Origin of the sequence: Streptomyces sp. NPDC088746 (genome assembly GCF_044751065.1) — a bacterium.
GTDB lineage: Bacteria > Actinomycetota > Actinomycetes > Streptomycetales > Streptomycetaceae > Streptomyces.
The window spans coordinates 292,976-309,269 of the sequence record NZ_JBIVLA010000009.1; the positions used below are offsets into that span (position 1 = coordinate 292,976).

Genomic DNA, 16,294 nt, shown 5'->3' on the forward strand with positions numbered 1-16,294 from the left:
AGTCACCCCTCCGCGACGGCGGGCGTCCCGACCAGCTGCTCCGTGTGGACGGCCGCGGGCTCGGCGGCGCCCTCCGGCGCGGCCTTCCCGACGGCCGGCGCCCCACCCGGGAGCAGGTCGAGCACCGCCTGCCGGTGGGCCTCGCTCGTGGCGTCGTCGTACGGGTCCGGGGTGGCCGGCACCTGGAGCCGGAGGACCGGCCCGGTGCCCAGCCGGGTGTAGCCGCGGCCCGGCGGGACGTCGGGGGTGGGCGTGGTGTGCGGTTGGACGCCCAGGACCGCCTCGATCTGATCCCGGTCCGCGGGGCCGAGGACGGCGCGTGCCCTGGTGTGGGTCCGCACGGTCTCGGTGAGGGTGTCCAGGCTGTCGAACTGGTCCGCGACCACGACCGTCACCCCTGCGGCGCGGCCGTGCCGCAGCGGCACCTGGAGGAGTTCCTGCGGATCCTGTCCGCCGTCGGCGGCCGCCAGGTCGCCCAGCGCGCTGGGGCGGTCCAGCAGGATCCAGAGGGGGCGCTTGATGTCCTCGGGCTCGGGGTGCCCGGCCTGGCGGGCCCGGTTGGCGGCGATGAGCCGGCGCTCGGTCTCGTGCGCCGCCCATTCGAGCGTCGCACGGGCCCCGGCCAGCCCGCATTCCACGGCCAGTACGCCGTCCCGGCCGGCCAGGAAGCCGTACTCGCCGGTGCCGCCGCCCTCGACGACGAGGATGTCGCCGTGCTGGAGAGCCTGCAGGGCGAGCGAACGCATCAGGGTCGTGGTGCCGCTGCCGGGGTGACCGGCGATCAGCAGATGGGGCTCCGTCGAACGGGCCCCGGTCCGCCAGATCACGGGGGAGGCGTCCCGCGTCACGTCGCCGTCCTGGACCGGAACGGTGCGCCGGACCGCGTCCGCGTCGGTGAAGCCGAGCACGGTCTCGCCGGGCGTGGTGACGAAGCGCTGGGCGGCGATCGTGGTGGGGAGCGCGGCGAGCACGGTCATGAGGAGCTGGTTGCTCTCCTCGTCCCAGACGAAGTGGTACTCGCGGCCCCGGCCGGACTTGGCGTGGAGCACCTGCTCCACACGGGTCCGGGACGCGGGATCTCCGTCGGTGAAGTACGCCGGGTAGTTCACCCGGAGCCGGGTGAGGCGGCCGTCGCCGTCGAACTCGTACGACGTGCCGAAGGCCTTCTCCCAGTCGCCGCCGTGGGAGAACAGCGGACCGGGGTCGTCGGCCACGGAGAAGTGCGGGACCAGTGCCTCGTACAGCGCCGTGAGCCGTGCGGCCTCCGCTTCGGCGGGGCCTGTGCTCGCGGGGGTGCGGTCGCGCCCCCGCCACGCGGCAGCGCCCATCACCGAGATGAGGGCCAGCAGGGGCCCGTAGGGGATGAGCGCCACCGCCACTACGCAGGCCGCGACGAGGAACAGCACGTGGCCGCGCCGGTCCTTGGGCGTCGCGGCCCACTTCTGCCGCCCTGCTCCCGCCAGCAGCCGCAGGCCACGGGTGACCGTGATCAGCGGATGGAGGACGTCGGTGGCGTTGTCGGCGGCCGTGCGCGCGATCTCGCGACTGCGGGTGATCGAAGCGCTGCCGCTCTTGAGGATGCGGGGGAGTGGTCGCCGGGCCACGTCGGTCTCCTGGAGAGGTGGGAGCGGTTTCGGAGCGTCAGAACTTGATCCCGCCCAGCATGCTGGCGAGGCTCGCCCCGCCGGCCGTGATGCTGGGGGCGATGGCTGTGCCGGCCAGGTAGAAGCCGAACAGAGCGCAGATGAGGGCGTGGGACGCCTTGAGCCCGTCCTTCTTGAAGAACAGGAAGACGATGATGCCGAGCAGTACCACGCCCGAGATGGAGAGGATCATGAGCGGTTCTCCTGGTTGAGGGGGACAGTCACCATGAGTACTTCCAGGATCACAAGATGTACCTATACGATAAAAGGTGCAACTGAGTGAATATCCCTCGCTTTCACCCGACCGGTGGGCGAAAAGGCGCAGCCCCAGGGGCTCCTGGCACCACGCAGGCCCCGTCCCCACCGGAAAGTGACGTCGGCGGTGTGATCTCCCACCGGTCCTGGGCAGGCTGAGGACTGCCCCGGAGCAGTACTCTGTCGATTCACTCGTACGGCCCCCCGCCGTACCCCCCACCAGGTCAGCAACCGCGACAACGGCAATGGAAGGCGGCCCCTCCGATGAGCGAGACCCCCGACCCCGAGGTGATCGAGCTGGCGACCAAGGTCTTCGACCTGGCCCGCCGGGGCGAGAGCGACGCGCTCGCCGCCTATGTCGACGCGGGTGTCCCCGCGAACCTCACCAACGACCGGGGCGACTCCCTGCTCATGCTCGCCGCCTATCACGGACACGCCCCCGCCGTCGTCGCGCTCGCGGACCGTGGGGCCGACCCGGACCGGGCCAACGACCGGGGGCAGACCCCGTTGGCGGGAGCCGTCTTCAAGGGGGAGCGTGAAGTGATCGACGCGCTGCTCTCGGCGGGGGCCGATCCGGCCGCCGGGACACCCTCCGCCGTGGACACCGCACGGATGTTCGGCAAGGACGACCTGCTGGAACTCTTCGGTGCGCGCTGAGAGGCCGGCCGGCCGATGCGTCGTAAATGTGGTCGCGTCGGCGAAATGGCTGGGTCATCATGACGTCGCGGGTCCGTTCCGGACCACCGACGAGAGGCAGAGGAAGATGAGCACCAGGCAGAAGACGGCAGTCGGCCGATCATGTTGCTGCGCGGCCTAGGGGATGTCACCCCGGCACATGGAACAGCACAGTCCCGGTCGCGTCGACAGCTTGATGTGAGGCTTTCCCCATGTTCGATCCGTTCATAGCGCCGAGCGGCACACTGCTCGGCCTGTTGCAGAGGGGCCGCGGCGACGGCACGCTCCACGCGCTCGCCGCACCGCGCCCCGAGGCCCTCGCGGCTCTCAACCACTGCGTCCTGAGCGATCCGCGTCATGACTGGCAGGTCGAGAACCGCTCCCTCTACTACGCGCGCCTCTACCTCGATCTCGACGGTGGCACCGAGGAGATCGAGCGGCACCTGTGGGATCCCGAGGACCACCTCGACACCGACGACTCACGCACGGGTCTCGCCCTCTCGGTGCTCGGCCACCTCGCCTCCTACGGGCGCGACGACGCCCTCGTGCTCCTGCGCCGGTACGCCGCGACCGGGTCCAACTGGGCGTGGGCGCTCGACGAGCTCGCCCTGCGTGACGACGACGCCGGGCTGCGTTCCCTCGCCGAGCCGGTGCTCGGGCGCTTCCCCGCCACCCCGGAGGGCGCGGCCGAGCTGGCCGCCTCCGTACGGGACGCCTTCGAGCCCCGGCCCTGGCGGCTCTGGGCCGACGACCCGCGCGAAGCGGTCGGCGCCCGGATCAGGGCGGCGTCGGAACAGGGCTCCTTCGACCGATGGCAGCGGCAGATGCGGCCGGGCGGACCGCGCCCCGGCTGGAGTGTCCAGGCCGTGTTCGACTGGGCCCAGGCCGGACTGGAACGCGGCAGCGCGCTCCACGTCCCCGCGGCCCGCTGCCTCTCCGCCGTCGCCGGGACCGAGGACCGGCCCCTGATCGTCGAGGCCGCCGCCGGCGGCTCCGAGGGCGCGCGCTGCGCCGCCCTGCACTATCTGGCCGAGGCCCAGGACCCCGCCGTGCTCGACCTGATCGAGCGGGCCGTCGCCGGCCCGTCCCCCACCGTCGCGGAAGTGGCCGTCGCCGCCTTCGAGCGCATGTGCGGAGAGGCGGCGGTCGACCGGGCCCGGCGCTGGGCCCACCGGCCCGACGCCCTCGGAGCCTCGGCGGCCGGGGTCCTGGCCTGCCGCGGCGCCGTACAGGACGCCCCGCTCGTCCTCGCCGCGCTGCGGGAGGCGGTCAGGGGCGAGGGACCCGACGCCCCGTGCCTCTGGACCCTCGTCGACGGCGCGGGCCGCCTGGGTATCGCCTGTGCCGCACCCGTGCTGCGCCATGTGTACCGGGAGACGTCCTCCTCGCACCTGCGGGGCCGCGCCGCCCGGGCCCTGGCCGCCACCGACCCGTCCTTCGCCAGCGGATTCGCCGTCGAGTGCCTCTGGGACTGCGAGGAGACCACGCGGGAGCTGGCCGCGCACCACGCGGAGACCGGGGACATCCGGGTCGCCGAACGGCTGAGGCGGCTCGCCGCGGACCCGGCCGAGGAGGCCGAGGTCCAGACCGCCGTACGCAGCAGGATCGGGCCCGACGCACCCGCCGTCTGAGCCGGCGCTCGGCTGACCCACGGAGCCCGGATGCCGCGCGCCGGGGGCGCGCGGTGACAACTACCCGTATGCGTGTCGTGGGGGCGGTGACACGACTGGGAGCGGCGTGAGCGAACGTCTCGACGCACGGGCCGAGCAGGCACTGAGCGACGTCGCAGGTCACGGATCTGATGTGAAGGCCGGTCCGGGTTGCGCTTCCACCGCGCCCGGTCCCCGGTGGCGCCGAGGTGACCGCCGTCGAGCAGCCGGTGCGCGTATGCGCGCCCCCTCGCTCGGTCCCCGTGGAACCCCGCCCCGCACCCGCGACCGGCCGCCCCCGCGCCGTTTCTGCGATGGTTCGTCCCGCGCGCCAGAATGGAGGGATGACCGGACGCTGGGAGTTCTGGATCGACCGCGGCGGCACCTTCACGGACGTGGTGGGACGTGACCCCGGCGGCCGGCTGATCTCCCGCAAACTGCTGTCGCACGACCCCGGCCGCTACCGTGACGCCGCCGTCGCCGGGATCAGGCTGCTGCTCGGTCTCGGACCACACGACCCGGTCCCCGCCGACCGGGTCGCCGGCGTCAAGATGGGTACGACGGTCGCCACCAACGCCCTCCTGGAGCGACGGGGCGAGCCGACCGTCCTGGTCGTCACGGAAGGCTTCCGGGACGCCCTGAAGATCGCGTACCAGAACCGGCCCCGCCTCTTCGACCGCCGCATCCTGCTCCCCGAGACCGTGTACGACCGGGTCGTCGAGGTCCCCGAACGCGTCGACGCCCGCGGGGACACCGTGAAGGCCCTCGACCGCGATGCCGTGGCCGGGCGGCTCAGGGAGGCCGCGGAGGACGGGTTCCGCAGCGCCGCCGTCGTGCTCATGCACGGCTACCGTCACCCGGACCACGAGAGGGCCGTCGCGGAGGAGGCCAGGGCCGCGGGCTTCACCCAGGTCAGCTGCTCGCACGAGGTCAGCCCGCTGATCAAGCTCGTGCCGCGCGGCGACACCACCGTCGTCGACGCCTACCTCTCGCCGATCCTGCGCCGCTACGTCGAGGAGGTGGCCGCAGAACTCCCCGGCATCCGGCTCATGTTCATGCAGTCCAACGGCGGTCTGCGCGAGGCCGCGCACTTCCGGGGCAAGGACGCGGTGCTCTCCGGCCCGGCCGGGGGCGTCGTCGGCATGGTGCGTACGTCGGCCCAGGCCGGCCACGACCGGGTCATCGGCTTCGACATGGGCGGCACCTCCACCGATGTCTCGCATTACGCGGGCGAGTTCGAACGCGAGCTCGGGACACAGGTGGCAGGGGTGCGGATGAGCGCGCCCATGATGAGCATCCACACCGTCGCCGCCGGCGGCGGATCCGTCCTGCACTTCGACGGACGGCGCTACCGCGTCGGCCCCGACTCGGCCGGGGCCGACCCCGGACCCGCCGCCTACCGCAAGGGCGGGCCGCTCACCGTCACCGACGCCAACGTGATGCTCGGCCGCATCCGTCCGGAGCACTTCCCCGCCGTCTTCGGGCCCGAGGGGGACCAGCCGCTCGACACCCGTCTCGTGGAGGAGCGCTTCGACGCCCTGGCCGAGGAGGTGTCGGCCACCACGGGAGGCCGGCGTACGGCCGCCGAAGTGGCCGCGGGCTTCCTGGACATCGCCGTGCTCAACATGGCGAACGCGGTCAAGAAGATCTCCGTCCAACGGGGCCACGACATCACCCGCTACGCCCTCACCGGCTTCGGCGGAGCCGGAGGGCAGCACGTCTGCGCCGTCGCCGACGCCCTGGGCATCGACACCGTCCTCGTACCGCCGTTCGCCGGCGTCCTCTCCGCCTACGGGATCGGTCTCGCCGACGCCACCGCGATGCGCGAACAGTCCGTCGAGGCCGCACTGGACGACGCGACCGGCACCCGGGTGCGCGGCCTCTGCGACTCCCTGGCGCAGCACACCCGGGCCGAGCTCAGGGGCGACGGCGTCCCCGACAGCGCCATCGGCACCCGCGCGCGGATCCTCCTGCGTCACGCCGGCACGGACGCCGCCCTGCCCGTCGCCCACGGCACCGTCACCGCCATGACCGAGGAGTTCACCGAGGCGCACCGGGCGCGCTACGGATTCACCATGGACAAGCCCCTGGTGGTCGAGGCCGTCTCCGTGGAAGCCACCGGAACGGCCGGACCGCACACTCCTCCCCGCGTGGGAGCGGGCGCGGGGGAAGGGCCGCTCCGCCCCCTCGGAACCGTGACGATGTACGCCGGGGGCGGATGGCGGGACGCCGGACTGTACCGCCGCGCGACCCTGCGCGCCGAGGACACCGTGACCGGCCCGGCCGTCGTCACCGAGGACGACGCCACCACCGTCGTCGACCCCGGCTGGCAGGCGACGGCGGGGCCGGCCGGGCACCTCGTGCTGCGCCGGACCGAGCCGCGGCCCGAGCGGACCGCCGTCGGCACCCGGGTGGACCCCGTCATGCTCGAAGTGTTCAACAACCTCTTCATGTCGATCGCCGAACAGATGGGCGTACGACTGCAGAACACGGCGCACTCCGTCAACATCAAGGAACGGCTGGACTTCTCGTGCGCGCTGTTCGACGCGGAAGGCAACCTCGTGGCCAACGCCCCGCACATCCCGGTCCACCTGGGATCCATGGGGGAGTCCATCAAAGAGGTGCTGCGGCGCAACAGGGGCACCCTCCGGCCCGGTGATGTGTACGCCGTCAACGATCCCTACCACGGCGGCACCCACCTGCCGGATGTGACCGTCGTGACGCCCGTGTTCGACGAGCCCGCGGACGGACAGGAGCGCCGGCTGCGCTTCCTGGTCGCCTCACGCGGCCACCACGCCGAGATCGGAGGCATCACCCCGGGCTCCATGCCCGCCTTCAGCCGTACGGTCGACGAAGAGGGCGTCCTGTTCGACAACTGGCTGCTGGTGCGTGACGGAACCTTCCGCGAGGCGGAGACCCGGGAGCTGCTCACGACCGCGGCGCACCCCTCACGCGACCCGGACACCAACCTCGCCGACCTGCGCGCCCAGATCGCGGCCAACGAGAAGGGCATCACGGAACTGCGGCGCATGACACGCCAGTTCGGGCAGGACGTCGTGGAGGCGTACATGGGCCACGTCCAGGACAACGCCGAGGAGTCCGTACGACGGATCGTGGCCGGACTGCGCGACGGCTCCTGCCGCTACGAGACCGACAACGGCGCCGTCATCGCCGTGAGCGTGACCGTGGACCGCGACGCACGCCGGGCCCTCCTCGACTTCGAGGGCACGTCCCCGCAGCAGACCGGCAACTTCAACGCCCCCAGGTCCGTGGTGACGGCCGCCGTCCTCTACGTGTTCCGGACGCTCGTCGAGGAGGACATCCCGCTCAACAGCGGCTGTCTGAAGCCCCTGGACATCCGCGTCCCGGAGGGTTCGATGCTCGCCCCCGTCCACCCGGCGGCGACCGTCGCCGGCAACGTCGAGACCTCCCAGGCCGTCACCGGCGCCCTCTACGCGGCTCTGGGCGTCCAGGCCGAGGGCTCCGGCACCATGAACAACCTCACCTTCGGCAACGACCGGGTCCAGTACTACGAGACCGTCGCGAGCGGGTCCGGCGCCGGGGACGGGTTCGACGGGGCCGACGCCGTGCAGACCCATATGACCAACTCCCGGCTCACCGACCCGGAGATCCTCGAGTGGCGCTACCCGGTGCTGCTGGAGAGCTTCGGCGTACGGGAGGACAGCGGAGGCCCGGGCCGGTGGCACGGCGGCCGGGGGGTGGAACGCAGGATCCGCTTCCTCGAACCCGTCACCGTGGCCCTGCTGTCGGGACACCGCCGGGTTCCGCCGTACGGCATGGCGGGAGGCGGCCCCGGAGCCCTCGGCGAGCAGTACGTCGAGCGGGCCGGCGGGGCGGCCGCGACGCCGCTCGAAGGGTGTGACACCGCCGAGCTGGACGCCGGGGACGTCCTGGTGCTGCGCACCCCGGGAGGGGGCGGTTACGGGCGGCCGTGACCGGTCGCTTCTGCGCCGTTTCGACCGTTGTCGGTGCGAGGACCTAATCTGTGCAGCGTGACTTCGCCTGCCGACACCCACACCGCTGCGCCCCAGCTCAGCGCGGGACCGAGGCCCGCCCCGGGCCCCGCCGCCGATGAGGGGCTCTCGCGTCGGCTGCGCGCGCTCGCGTGCACCGCTCCGCTGCACGACCTCGACGTGCGCAAGGCCAATCTGGCCGGCGAGTACACGGTCTACGCGATGGCCGAGGTCGCCCTCGCCGCGATCGACCTCGTCACCCTCAACATGGACTTCGACACGGGCGCCGACCACGACCAGATAGTGGCCAGGCTCCTCCCGCGAGTCGCGGCCCAGGCACCCCGCCGGCCCGTCACCGAGCACGAGCGTGTCGCGCGCTGGGTCCTGGAGAACCTGATCAACGTCGGGAGCGTGGACCGCGGCTTCCGCGCGGTGTACGGCACCTTCGGACCCGACGGCGTCTACGTCCGCAGGGACTACGACTTCAAGCTCATCGAGGAAGTCCCCGGCCACGGCGGGACGGTCTACCTCCGCGCCACCGACGAGGCGGTCAACGTCCTGGTGGGCGCCCTGGACACGGACGTCACCAGCGCCCAGATCGCCGCCGAGGTGAAGCTGGAGGTCCTCATCAGCAGGGGCCGGCTCGCCGACGCCCAGCTCGCCGCCGAACAGGCCCGCTACCGCACCGTGCAGTACGCCGAGACGCTCCGCAGGACGCTGGAGGCGACCCGCCGCAACGTCCGCGCCGTGGACTGGCTCAACGCCGTGCCGGACATGATCGCCGAGGCGCTGGACCACGTCGCCGACCGCTACCGCCACGAGAACGCGATCCTCACCAACATCCGCAAGGCCAGGGACGAGGCCGAGGAGCCCGAGCACAAGCGCCGCGCCGCCGAGCTGGTCGACATCGTCAAGGACTGCATCCGCCGCCACACCCAGCTCCAGTCCAGGCTCCTGGAGGCAGGGCCCCTCTTCCGCGCCGAGCAGGACCGCCAGGCATTCGCCACCCCCACCGCGCAGACGGGCCTCGACCTCTACGGACAGCTCGTCGTGCCCCTGCTGCCGCTCCCCGTCGAGCAGGCCACCCGGGCCACCGACGCGTTCTTCGCACACGGCACCGGACTGCGCACACCCACCTCGGTCCGGGTCGGCGACCTCGTCGACCTGCTGCTCATGCCCCCGGTGGAGCGGGAGCACCTGGGCGCGGAGATGCCCGAGCCGGATCTCATCGCCACCCCGGACGACAGCCGGTTCAGCGAGGAGCAGCTCGGACACGCCATGGAGCTGCTCGACCTGGAGCACGACGCCCCCCGCCGGCTCTCAGGACTCCTGGCGGAGGCCCGGCTGCGCGACCCCGAGCTGCCGTACCTCGTCGCCCTGCTCGCCGTCCACGCGGCGAGCCCACCCGTCGGCACCGCCTACCGCCAGGGCGAGCGACGGCTGCTGTTCGCCGTCGACGACGGCACCCCGCTCGAGGATCACGAATTCGGCGGAGCCGACCTGATAGTGGGCATGGCCCTGCTGGACGCGGCGGGCATGGCCGCGGACCGCAAGGACGCCTCGTGAGCGTCCCCGGCCCGACCACCCACCCCCTGCCGCCCGAGAGCGGCACCCGTACCGAGGAGTCACCGAGTTGAGCGAGCAGCACGCCGAGCACACCGACGCGTGGGGCGACCAGCACCTCGCGCAGGCGGCCGACGCCGCACGGCCGGCCGCTGTCACCCCCGCCGACGCCGCCGACGCCGCCCGGCTGGTCTCCTTCGGGCTCCAGCCCAAGCTGATGCCCGCCCGCGACGCCGAGTACACCGAGCTGCTCCGCCGCTACCGCGAGGAGCCCGCCTTCGCCCGGCTCTCCGACGCCGTCGCCACCGGGCTCGGGCTCGTCGTGCTGGAGGTCTCCACCCGCGCCGGGATGGCCGTGACCGCCGGTGAGGACTCGGTCTTCGCCGTACGCATGGGCGACTACGCCCGGCGCGCTTCCCCCGACTCCGCCGACCGCTTCCTGCACGGTCTCGCCCACCTCGCCGTCGCCGCCATGGCCTTCCCCCGGCCCGAGGACCTGGCCGACGACTCGTACATCGGCCGCATCACCGTCAACGGCGTCGACGCCTTCGTCCGCCAGGCCTGCCAACGTCTGGAGGAGCGCGCCGAGGAGCAGGGCGACAACACCGACCCGGCCACCGACGCGCCCGGCCTGGAATCCGGGTGGCGGGTCTACTCCCGCCGCAGCGCCACCGGAGCCACCAAGGACGCCCGCCGGCTGGCCGGCTCGACCACCGGCATCATCGGCAAGGCCGTCGCCTTCCTCACGGACTCGGGCTTCCTCCAGCGCACCGGGGACGACGCGGGCGGCGCCTACCGCACCACCGCCCGCTACCAGCTCCAGGTGCGCGACATGGCGGGCAGCGCCGCCATGGCCGAACTGCTGGAACTCGGCGTCGTCCCGGTCTCGGACGGCTCGGCCACCCTGCTGCCCCCGCCCGACGACGAAGGCCTGGAGCTGGCCGCCGACGCGGGACTCCCCTTCCACTCCTGAACCGCCGCACCGCCCCGAGCTGCCCCCGCTGCCGCTCCAGCCGCCCGCCCGCCGCCAGAACGACGAGAGTCCGCCGCCATGTACGAGTTGTCCCGGGTCCGCCTCTACTCCATCGGGCCCGCCGGTGCGCGCTACGCCGACACCGTGCTCGACCTGCGCGGAGTCGGCGAGCCCGTGCCCAGGCCCGCGCCGGCCCAGGCGGAGTTCTTCGAGGACGAGCCCGTCGGCCCCCCGCGCCGCCCGGCCCCCGCCGGTGTGCTCTTCCTGGAGAACGGCGGCGGCAAGTCCGTCCTGCTCAAGCTGATCTTCTCGGTGATGCTGCCGGGCCACCGCAACACCCTGGGCGGCGCCAGCTCCGGCGTCCTGCGCAAGTTCCTGCTCGCCGACGACTGCGGACACGTCGCCCTGGAGTGGCAGCACACCCTGACCGGCGAGTGCGTCGTCGTCGGCAAGGTCAGCGAATGGCGTGGCCGCCAGGTCTCCAACGACCCCCGTAAGTTCGCCGAGGCCTGGTACTCCTTCCGCCCCGGTCCCGGACTCAGCCTCGACAGCCTGCCCGTGGCCGAGGCCAGCTCGGTGGGCCGCCCCGCCGAAGGCGTCTCGAACGCCCGCGGCCGACGCCGCACGATGAAGGGGTTCCGCGACGCGCTCACGGACGCAGGCAAGTTCTACCCGCACCTTGACGTGCACTGGGAAGAGATCCACGACCGATGGAACGAACACCTCGGTGACCTCGGACTCGACCCCGAACTCTTCCGCTACCAGCGGGAGATGAACGCCGACGAGGGCGAGGCCGCGGGACTCTTCGCGGTCAAGAAGGACTCCGACTTCACCGACCTGCTGCTCCGGGCCGTCACCGACACCCGTGACACCGACGGCCTCGCCGACCTCGTCAGCGGTTTCGGCAACAAGCTGGGCCGCCGCGCCGAACTCACCGCGGAACGCGACTTCACCGCCGGTTCGGTCGAGCTGCTCGGCCGGATCGTCGACGCCACCGCGACCAGGGCCCGCAGCCGCGACGTCCACGCCGGTGCCGAACGCCGCACCCGCACGCTCGCCCGCAGGCTCTCCGGGCGCGCCGCCGAGGAGCGGGGCCGCACCGCCGAGCTCGCCCAGCAGGTCGCGGACGCCGCCCACACCGTCACCGAGGCCGAAGCGGCCCGCGGCCGCCGGGACCTGATCGCGGCCGAACTGGCCTACCGGCACGCGTCCCTGGCCCTCACCGCCGCCGAGAAGAGCGCCGCGGCGCAGCGCCGCGAGCTGGTCGAGGCACGCACCCTGCACTCCGCCTGGCAGGCCGCCGAAGCCGTCCTGCGCCACCGCGCCGCCGCCGACCGCTCGGCACGCGTCGCCGTCGCCATCCGTGAGGCGGAGCGCGACGCGGCCCCCGCCCTGGCCGCACGTGCCACGGCCGCCGCCGACCTCGTACGGGCCCTGCACACCGCCGCGGAGGCGGGGGAGCGGGTGGCGGACGAGGAGGAGGAGCGCTCAGCGACCCTTCAGTCCACCGGGGAGACGGCGCACCGGGACGCCACCACCGCCGCGACCGAGGCCCAGCGCGCCCGCAGCGAGGCCGGACACCTGCGCCAGCGCCTCGCCGAGGTCGAACAGGAGACCGCGGAAGCCGTACGCGCGGGCTGGCTGGACGACACCGCCCCGGACGCCGACCCGGCCCGCGCGGCCCTCGCGGCGAACGACGCCGAGAAGAGCGCGGTCGCCGCCTGGGACACCGCGCGCGAAGCGGCCAGGGCCACCGCCGACCAGGCCCGGGAAGCCGCGGCGGCCGAGAGCCGCACCGAGCTCGCCGCGGCCCGTGCGGCCGACGGCGCACAGGCCGCCGAGCAGTCCTACGAGGCCGAGCGCAGGGCCGCCGAGTCGATCGCGGCCGACCACCGCCTCGCCGACCTGCTGGGTCTCCCGACGGCCGCCGGCGCCGGTGTCCCGCGTCCCCGCAGCGCCGCCGAGGGAACGGACGGGAACGACGAGGCCGTCGGAGGGGACGCGCAGTCCCTCACGGCCGAGGAGTTCGACGGCGCCGCGGACGAGCTGAGAGAACTCCTCGACCAGGGCGTCTCCGCCGCCGAACGACGGCTCTTCGACCTGCGTACCGCCGCCGCCGACGACTCCCGCATCCTCGGCGCCCTCGGGGACGGCGGGCTGCTGCCGCCCGGGCCCGACGTCCTCACCACCGTCGAGTACCTCGGTGAGCACGGCATCCCGGCCCTGCCCGGCTGGCGCTACCTCGCCCAGGCCGTGGACCCCGCCGACCACGCCGCGGTCCTGGCGGCGCGTCCCGAGCTCGTCGACGGTGTCGTCATCACCGACCCGGACGCGCACACCCGCGCCCGCGAAGTCCTGGCCGCCGCCGCCCTGCTGCCCCGGTCGGCCGTCGCCGTGGGCACCACCGCGGCGCTCCTCGCACCCGTACCCGCGCCCGGCGGTGCGGGCGCCGGCACCGACGACGTGTTCCTCGTCCCGCCGAACCCTGCGATGCACGACGAGCACGCCGCGGACGAAGAGCGCCAGGCGCTCCGCGCCCGGGCCGCGGCGCGCGACGAGGACATCAGGTCGCTCGCGGCCCGGCTCGCCGCCGACCGCGCCCTCGCCGCCCGTATCGGCTCCTGGCGTGCCGACTGCCCGCCCGGGATGCTCGCCGAGCTCGGCGACGCCGCCCGCACCGCCCGCGCCGCCGCGGAGACGGCGGAGGCCGCACTCGCGGAGGCCCGTACGGTGCGTGCCGAGGCGGACGAGGCCGCCGCCGACGCCGCGCGCGTCCGCGACGAGCGGCAGGAGGCGGCCCAGCGGGCCCGCCGCACCGCCGACGCGCTCGCCGGCCTCGCCCACCGTCTGCGGGACCGCGCGGGCTGGCAGGCGCGGCTGCGCGAACTCACCGACGAGGCAGCCGAATCGGAGGCACGCGCCACGGCCTGCCTCGAGCGGGCACGCGCCGCCGACGAGGACCGCCGGGCCGCCCAGCGCGCCGCGGACGACGCCCACCGCACCGCCCGTGCCCTGCGCGCGGAGCGGGCGGAGATCGCGGGCGCCCCGGAAACGCTCCCGGAGCCCGACGCCGCCGGCGCGCGCACCTCCCTGCCCGCCCTGCGCGAGGCGTACCGGGCGGCCTCAAGGCTGTACGAGAAGGTGGGTGTCGGGGCCGACCTGCGCGCCGAGCAGGCGCGCGCCGAGAGCGACGAGAGCGCGGCCCTCGCCGAACTCGACCGCCTCACCAACAAGGTCCGCACCCGCGCCGCCCAGCTCCTCGAAGGCACCGACGGAGCCGACGGGCCCTCCCGGCAGGCGGCCGCCGCCCGCGCCGAGTCCCACGTCCAGCTCCTGGAGACCCGGGCTTCCACGGCCAGCGAGCAGCTCGGCCGGCTGCGCGGCGAAGCCGAACGGCTCGCCCCCGCCGACGAGGCACCGCACCACACGGAGCTCCCCGCCGACCTGGCCCCGGCCGACGCCGACCAGGCCCAGGCACTGCTCCGTACGGCGACGGCCGAACTCGCCTCCGCCACCGAGGCGCTGGACACCGCGCGTGCCGCCCACGCCGAGCTGTTGCGGGCCCACCGCACCGCCGAGGACTCCGCGAGCGGCTTCGACGAGACCGCCGCCCTTCTGCGTGACCTGCTCAGGGACCACGGCACGGAGGACGAGACCGAGTCCCCCGACCCGTATCCGGGCACGCTGGAGGAGGCCAGGCAGTCCGCCGCCGAGGCGCGGCGCTCACTGCGCGGCTGCTCCACCGACCTGTCGGCCGCGGAGAGTTCCGTACGCGAGGCGAGCGACGTCCTCGTACGGCACGCCAACTCCACTCGCTACGAACAGGTCCGCACCCCGGCCCGGCAGCAGATCCGGGAACTCCCGGCAGCCGCCCTGCCCGACCACGCCGAGAAGTGGGCCGCGGCCTTCGCGCCCAGGCTGCGCGTGCTCACCGACGAGCTGGTCCAGCTGGAGCGCAACCGCGACTCCATCGTCGACCGGCTCCGAGGCCTCGTGGAATCGGCCCTCACGACGCTCCGCTCGGCCCAGCGGCTCTCCCAGCTGCCCGAGGGGCTGGGGGAGTGGTCCGGCCAGGAGTTCCTCCGGATCCGTTTCGAGGAACCCGACCAGGCCACGCTCACCGAGAGGCTCGGCGAGGTCATCGACGAGGCCACGCACGCGGCCCTCAAGAAGAACTCCGACCTGCGCAGGGACGGCATGTCCCTCCTGCTGCGCGGGGTGCAGGCCGCCCTGCAGCCCAAGGGCATCGCGGTGGAGATCCTCAAGCCGGACGCGGTGCTGCGCGCAGAGCGTGTCCCCGTCGGACAGATGGGCGACGTCTTCTCCGGCGGCCAGCTGCTCACCGCCGCCATCGCGCTGTACTGCACGATGGCGGCCCTGCGCAGCAACGACAGGGGCCGCGACCGGCACCGGCACGCGGGCACGCTCTTCCTCGACAACCCCATCGGGCGCGCCAACGCGACGTATCTCCTGGAGCTGCAGCGCGCGGTCTCCGATGCACTCGGAGTCCAACTGCTCTACACCACCGGGCTGTTCGACACGACGGCGCTCGCCGAATTCCCGCTCGTCATCCGCCTCCGCAACGACGCGGACCTGCGGGCGGGGCTGAAGTACATCAGTGTCGAGGAGCACCTCAGGCCGGGGCTTCCCCAGCAGGACCCCGCCGGTGAGACCGTCCACGGCGAGATCACCGCGACCCGCATGTTCAAGCGGAGCGGAGAGGCCACCAGCCCCGTGGGAGCCTCGGCGGTCCCGGAGATGCGTACGGAGATGACGGACCCGCGCACGGAGCCCGCACAGCAGACCACGGACAAGCGGTAGGAGAGGCCGGGACGCAGGCGGTCAGGCCCGGGAGAGCCTGCCTTCGCCCCGGCGTCGTATCCGGGCCTCCCTGCGGGCCCGGGACCGTGCCGCGCGCCTGGCGGCGCGGCGCTCCCGGCGCATGTGGCGCGCCGTGCTGCTGGGGACGGACACCACTCCGTGGCGCTGGTTCCACACCTGCCGGGTCACCCACACGTCCAGCACCGACCACGTCGCCACCACCGTGCCCGCCACACCGGTGAGCACCATCGGGAAGGCGAGCCAGGACCCGGCCAGCGTGCACAGGAAGGCCACCATGGCCAGAATGATCGTCAGCGACATGATGAGGACGGCGCGCACGGCCGCCGTCCGCACCGGATCCGGCATCCTCCGCCGGACCGCGGGTTCGTCCACCCACAGCTGCCGGGGGATGTGGGCACCGGCGGGAGCCCCTCCCGTCGCTGCCGGGCCCGCCATTGCCGGGGTCGCCGACGATGCCGCCGCGCCCCGGCGCTCCTCCGTGTCCAAGGACCTTCAACTCCCCACCACTGTCCGACTCAAGGGTGGCTGCCCGGCTTGCGCCCCTTTTACGCGGGCGGAGCCGCTTGCCTGTCGCACGTACCCCCGTGAGGTTCTTCTGCCCCGTACATGTGGACGAATGCCAGGGCGTGAAGATTCCCGCCGGGGGCGGCAACCAGCCCCGAAAGGTCACGGAAGGAAGAATTCCAGCCAACTGCCTTGTGTGGATGCACCGCCTTCGGC

9 protein-coding genes are annotated in these 16,294 nt (G+C 73.6%); 6 read left to right on the plus strand and 3 right to left on the minus strand.

Annotated features, from left to right (window positions below):
- Nucleotides 1-2: 2 nt before the first annotated feature.
- Complete coding sequence (locus ACIP63_RS32810) at nt 3-1,604, minus strand: hypothetical protein (protein WP_401523099.1); 1,602 nt, start codon at nt 1,602-1,604, stop codon at nt 3-5.
- A gap of 37 nt (nt 1,605-1,641) precedes the next feature.
- Complete coding sequence (locus tag ACIP63_RS32815) at nt 1,642-1,836, minus strand: hypothetical protein (RefSeq protein WP_014044751.1); 195 nt, start codon at nt 1,834-1,836, stop codon at nt 1,642-1,644.
- 326 nt (nt 1,837-2,162) lie between these two features.
- On the opposite strand from ACIP63_RS32815, the gene ACIP63_RS32820 reads away from it, so the two are divergent.
- The 6 genes from ACIP63_RS32820 to ACIP63_RS32845 all read left to right on the plus strand — a co-directional run bounded on the left by ACIP63_RS32820 (nt 2,163) and on the right by ACIP63_RS32845 (nt 15,553).
- Entirely contained in the window at nt 2,163-2,555 is a 393-nt protein-coding gene (locus ACIP63_RS32820) for an ankyrin repeat domain-containing protein (protein ID WP_362937946.1), read from the plus strand.
- A 230-nt stretch (nt 2,556-2,785) separates the two neighbouring features.
- The gene (locus ACIP63_RS32825; RefSeq protein WP_401523103.1) at nt 2,786-4,204 is read left to right on the plus strand and encodes a HEAT repeat domain-containing protein; all 1,419 of its coding nucleotides are present in this window, start codon (nt 2,786-2,788) and stop codon (nt 4,202-4,204) included.
- Between the two features lie 362 nt (nt 4,205-4,566).
- Nucleotides 4,567-8,178: a hydantoinase B/oxoprolinase family protein gene (locus ACIP63_RS32830; RefSeq protein WP_401523106.1), complete on the plus strand. Its 3,612-nt coding sequence runs from the start codon at nt 4,567-4,569 to the stop codon at nt 8,176-8,178.
- 57 nt (nt 8,179-8,235) lie between these two features.
- A complete protein-coding gene (locus ACIP63_RS32835; RefSeq protein ID WP_401523108.1) occupies nt 8,236-9,762 on the plus strand; it encodes a hypothetical protein in 1,527 nt (508 codons plus the stop codon).
- Nucleotides 9,763-9,829: 67 nt separating this feature from the next.
- A complete protein-coding gene (locus ACIP63_RS32840; RefSeq protein WP_401523111.1) occupies nt 9,830-10,732 on the plus strand; it encodes a hypothetical protein in 903 nt (300 codons plus the stop codon).
- A gap of 78 nt (nt 10,733-10,810) precedes the next feature.
- Nucleotides 10,811-15,553 (plus strand): hypothetical protein, encoded by a 4,743-nt coding sequence (locus tag ACIP63_RS32845; RefSeq protein ID WP_401523114.1) that lies wholly within the window; start codon nt 10,811-10,813, stop codon nt 15,551-15,553.
- 21 nt (nt 15,554-15,574) lie between these two features.
- Here the strand turns inward: ACIP63_RS32845 and ACIP63_RS32850 are convergent, their stop codons facing one another.
- Nucleotides 15,575-16,060: a hypothetical protein gene (locus ACIP63_RS32850; RefSeq protein WP_401523117.1), complete on the minus strand. Its 486-nt coding sequence runs from the start codon at nt 16,058-16,060 to the stop codon at nt 15,575-15,577.
- Nucleotides 16,061-16,294: the final 234 nt, after the last annotated feature.

Bases quoted from the DNA above. Each gene is read 5' to 3' on its own strand.
- ACIP63_RS32815 (WP_014044751.1), bottom strand. From the start codon at position 1,836: ATGATCCTCTCCATCTCGGGCGTGGTACTGCTCGGCATCATCGTCTTC.
- ACIP63_RS32820 (WP_362937946.1), top strand. From the start codon at position 2,163: ATGAGCGAGACCCCCGACCCCGAGGTGATCGAGCTGGCGACCAAGGTC.
- ACIP63_RS32825 (WP_401523103.1), top strand. From the start codon at position 2,786: ATGTTCGATCCGTTCATAGCGCCGAGCGGCACACTGCTCGGCCTGTTG.
- ACIP63_RS32830 (WP_401523106.1), top strand. From the start codon at position 4,567: ATGACCGGACGCTGGGAGTTCTGGATCGACCGCGGCGGCACCTTCACG.
- ACIP63_RS32845 (WP_401523114.1), top strand. From the start codon at position 10,811: ATGTACGAGTTGTCCCGGGTCCGCCTCTACTCCATCGGGCCCGCCGGT.